General features: G+C 60.8%; 3 protein-coding genes and 2 pseudogenes. 1 reads left to right on the forward strand and 4 read right to left on the reverse strand.

The window, feature by feature from the left end; translation table 11 throughout:
- Positions 1-10: 10 nt before the first annotated feature.
- Positions 11-1,951: an SLC13 family permease gene (locus ROE7235_RS18810; RefSeq protein ID WP_121097411.1), complete on the reverse strand. Its 1,941-nt coding sequence runs from the start codon at positions 1,949-1,951 to the stop codon at positions 11-13.
- A gap of 151 nt (positions 1,952-2,102) precedes the next feature.
- Here ROE7235_RS18810 and ROE7235_RS18815 point away from each other — a divergent pair, with 151 nt between their 5' ends.
- Entirely contained in the window at positions 2,103-2,882 is a 780-nt protein-coding gene (locus ROE7235_RS18815; RefSeq protein ID WP_121097414.1) for an acetoin reductase, read from the forward strand.
- Between the two features lie 407 nt (positions 2,883-3,289).
- Here ROE7235_RS18815 and ROE7235_RS18820 read toward each other — a convergent pair whose 3' ends face one another.
- The 3 genes and pseudogenes from ROE7235_RS18820 to ROE7235_RS18825 all read right to left on the reverse strand — a co-directional run.
- A complete protein-coding gene (locus ROE7235_RS18820) occupies positions 3,290-3,751 on the reverse strand; it encodes a sll1863 family stress response protein (protein WP_147434278.1) in 462 nt (153 codons plus the stop codon).
- Positions 3,752-3,759: 8 nt separating this feature from the next.
- A pseudogene (locus ROE7235_RS20315) lies at positions 3,760-3,930 on the reverse strand (sll1863 family stress response protein); the annotation flags it as partial.
- Between the two features lie 11 nt (positions 3,931-3,941).
- A pseudogene (locus tag ROE7235_RS18825) lies at positions 3,942-4,142 on the reverse strand (IS630 family transposase); the annotation flags it as partial.

A 4,142-nucleotide genomic window follows, 5' to 3' on the forward strand; every position in this document is an offset into this window, starting at 1 on the left:
ACGAAACCCCTCAAGACTGATAACCAAAATACGCTGCCTCACGGCAACGCGTCACAGGTGGCCGGATACCCCGGAACAGGTGGCCGGATGTTGTCGGAATAGGTGGCCGGATCCTCCGGAATACGCACACCTCGACCAGAAGTCCCAACCGCCAGTAATCACCGAACCGGAACCCACCGGGACCAAGGATCAGCGTGTTGTTCTGATGTCCGATCGGGGTGAGAAAGGCGCAGGATGCGCCAATCGCGACCGCCATCAGAAAGCTGTCCGGATTGACGCCAAGCGTGGCGGCAATGCCAAGCGCGATGGGGCACAGGATGGCGGCGGTGGCGGCATTGTTCATCACGTCGGACAGGAACATGGTGGTGATCAACACCACTGCCAGGGCGGCGACGGGGTTGCCTTGCGCGATGGTTCCGACCAGAAACCGTGCCAGCAGCTCGGCGGCCCCGGTCGTCTGCATCGCGCCCGCAACCGGTATAAGCGCTGCCAGCAGCACGATTATCGGCCAATCAATCGTGGTATAGATTTTCCGCAGCGGGACCGTGCGCAAGAGCATCGAGGCCAGAACCCCAAGGGCAAAGCCTACGGGGGCAGGTAGCAGACCCAGCGTGACAATGCCGATCGCACCCAGCATGATCGCGCCTGCAATGATCGCCATACGTTTGTCGGGGATGCGCAACTCGCGCTCACCCAGCGGCACGCAGCCGGTATCGTTGATGAATTCGGCCATCATCTCGGCCGGGCCCTGCATCAACAGCAGATCGCCGGATTTCAGTTTGAGCTTGCGAAGCCGCGCCTGCGGTTGGCGTCCTTCGCGCGACACGGCAAGCAGATTGAGCCCATAGCGCGTGCGCAGCCGCAGATCGATCGCCGAACGCCCGACGATGGTCGAACCTGGCAGAATGGCAAGTTCTCGCAGCACGATGTCCTCGTCACGCTCATCGCTTTCCTCGGCGTCCTCGACCTTGTCAGCATCTGAGATGGCGGTTTCCGCGTTGGCCGCTTTCGATGTGTTTTCGGACGCATCTTCCGCCGTTTCGTCTTTGCCGTCCGAGCCTGATTCATGCGCCTCAAGCTTGATGCCGAAGACGGATAGTGCTTCGGCCAGTGCGTCCACATCGGCCTGCAGCACCAGAACATCACCGGCGTGGATGTGGCGCGCACCATGCGGCGCGGTCATACGCACCTCGTTGCGCACCAGACCGACGATCTGTGCGCCACTGTCCTCGATCTCGGCCTCGAAGCCGCGAAGGGTCAGGCCGACAGCCTTGCCATTCTCTGGCACGCGCACCTCGGTCAGATAGGTGCCGGTGTCAAAATCGGCGCCAGCGGCCGATTTGCGCGCAGGCACCAGGCGCCAGCCAATGACAGCGACGAAGAGAACGCCCAAGGTTGCAACCGCCACGCCAACAGGGGCAAAGTCGAACATGGCGAATTGGCCCAGCCCCGCCTCTTCCCGGAAGCCCGAAACGATCAAGTTCGGCGGCGTGCCCACCAGCGTGGTCATGCCCCCCAGAATGGTGCCGAAGGCAAGCGGCATCAGGATCTGTCCGGGCTTCAGATCCAGCCTGCCTGACAATTGCACAGCGATTGGCATCAAAAGCGCCATCGCGCCCACGTTGTTCATGAAGCCCGACAGCGCCGCCCCCAGCCCGATCAGCGCCAGCAGGGTCGTGATCCGTCCGGCATCGCGCGGCAGGATACTGCGCGCCAGCCAATCCACGGCACCGGTGTTGCGCAACCCCTGACTAAGCACCAGGACACAGGCCACCGTAATCACCGCCGGATGGCCGAAGCCAGCGAAGGCCAGTCCCGACGGAACCAACCCTGAGATTACGCAGGCCAAAAGAGCCGCTAACGCGACCACGTCATGGCGAAACCGCCCCCACAGGAACAGCCCCATCATGGCAGCGAGAATTACGAAGATGAGGATCTGCGGATTGGTCAAGGAAACGGCTTTCGTGCTGGGTCTTCGCTTAAAACAAGTTTCGCGACCGGGTCCTGATCCGAGTTAGCCCCAGAGTGCCTCTTTTCCGATCAGATGGAGGCATCCCATCACAGCGACTTGTTCAGCTCGCTGAAGCAAAAGGAATTATAGAATGACACTCAACGGAAAAGTAGCGCTTGTGACGGGTGCGGCGCAAGGGATCGGACGCGGCATAGCCTTGCGCCTGGCAAAAGACGGCGCCGATATCGCGATTGTCGACATCAAACCCGACAAGATGGCAGAAGTCGCTGCCGAGATCGAAGCGCTTGGCCGCAAGGCCACAACATTCAAAGCCGACGTCAGCGACCGTGCGGAGGTCTACGCTGCGGTCGAGCATGCCGAAAAGACGCTCGGTGGGCTCGACATAATGGTCAACAATGCCGGTATCGCGCAGGTCGATCCGATCGCAGATGTAACACCGGAGGATGTTGATCTGATCCTGAAAATCAATATCCAAGGGGTTCTTTGGGGGATCCAGGCTGCTGCCGCGAAATTCAAATCCTTGGGCCATAGTGGCAAGATCATCAATGCGTCTTCGATTGCCGGGCACGATGGATTTGAGATGCTGGGTGTCTATTCGGCGACGAAGTTCGCCGTGCGCGCGCTGACACAGGCCGCAGCCAAGGAATATGCCAGCGACGGCATCACCGTGAATGCCTACTGTCCCGGCATCGTCGGGACAGACATGTGGGTTGAGATCGACAAGCGGTTTTCAGAATTGACCGGTGCGCCCATCGGCGAGACCTACGACAAATACGTGGGCGGAATTGCTCTGGGGCGTGCACAGACCCCGGACGACGTTGCCGCACTGGTTTCGTACCTCGCTGGACCGGATTCCGATTACATAACAGGGCAGGCGATCATCACCGACGGCGGGATCGTCTATCGCTGATACCGCGGGCGCGGTGGCGCCGCCGCCGACACCCATGCGCTTGTGCGGGCGTCGACCAGGTCGAAACCCGCATCATCAATCAGCCGCTGGATAGACTGAGCCATAGAAACACTGGCCAAATTCTGCATTTCTCCGATTCACTCGACGCAGCGGGCCTCCGTTGCGGACGATGTAGCGCAGGGTCAGGGACACGACATGGACGACGCCGTTGCGCGCCTCCTCTAGCCAGACATTGGTCGGATCGGCACCTGTCGGGGTCGCGAGTGCATTTTTCACGCCCATGCTGCAATGTCTGCTTTCAATGAACGAGGACGATCATCTGAAAGGCGATCATTGCTGAAAAGGCCAGCGTTGTCGCCGGGCGGCTCTCGACCAGCACCATAGTGCGGTCGCCGCCTTAGGTTCCGTCAGTCGGCCGGGGCCTGTTCGTCGCTGGCGCTCCACGCGTCCGAGGAGGCAGTCCACGCGTCGGAGAAGCCGGCCTGTACCTCATACCATGCCGAATTCGTACCAGCCTGGATCGCGCCGAAGCGTTCGCCCAGCCGGTTGCGCGCCTCGCGCAGGTCGCGCAGCTTGGCGCGGGCGGTCGCGCGCGCATCTTCGGACATGTCCGCCCAGCCGCCGCGCAGTGCCTCTTCTCTCTGCTCGATCTCGACGTCGAGCCGGTCCAGCGCCGCGCGCGCCTCGGTGATCGCTTGCTCGCTCTCTTGCTCGGAGAAGGCCGCGATCGTCTCCATCGCCTCCGAGATTTCGGCGCGCACCTCTTGGGCGGAGGTCATGTCGTCCGTGCCCTGCGCCACAGCGGGCAAGGTGGCGCATGCGAGGACGGCAGCGATAACAGAGCCGCACAGGGTATTTGGGACAGACATCGGCGACCTCATCCCTTGAATCGCGACATGGCGCTGTTGAAGGAGCTGGAGAGGCTGTCCCACGCCTTGTCGAAGCCCGACTTCATGTCATCCCAGGCGGTGTCACTGGCCTCGCGTAGGTCCTTCAGCTTGGCCTCGGTTGCGTCGCGCTGCGTCCGCATTTCTTCGAGCTGTTTTTGATATACTTCTTCTACTCCAAAACCCGAAAGTTCTCGTGTGTTATGACGCGGAAGTTATCTGACACCTTGTCGCGGAATTTCTTCCATTCCTGCGGGATGGTCTCACGCATGAATGCAAGGATGGCGTCGGCGAATTGCTTCTGACTTCGGTAGTAGCGATTGTGGGTGACATAATGGTGCAAGACCGCCCAAAGACGTTCAATTGGATTGAG

This window comes from Roseinatronobacter ekhonensis (genome assembly GCF_900499075.1).
Taxonomy (GTDB): domain Bacteria; phylum Pseudomonadota; class Alphaproteobacteria; order Rhodobacterales; family Rhodobacteraceae; genus Roseinatronobacter; species Roseinatronobacter ekhonensis.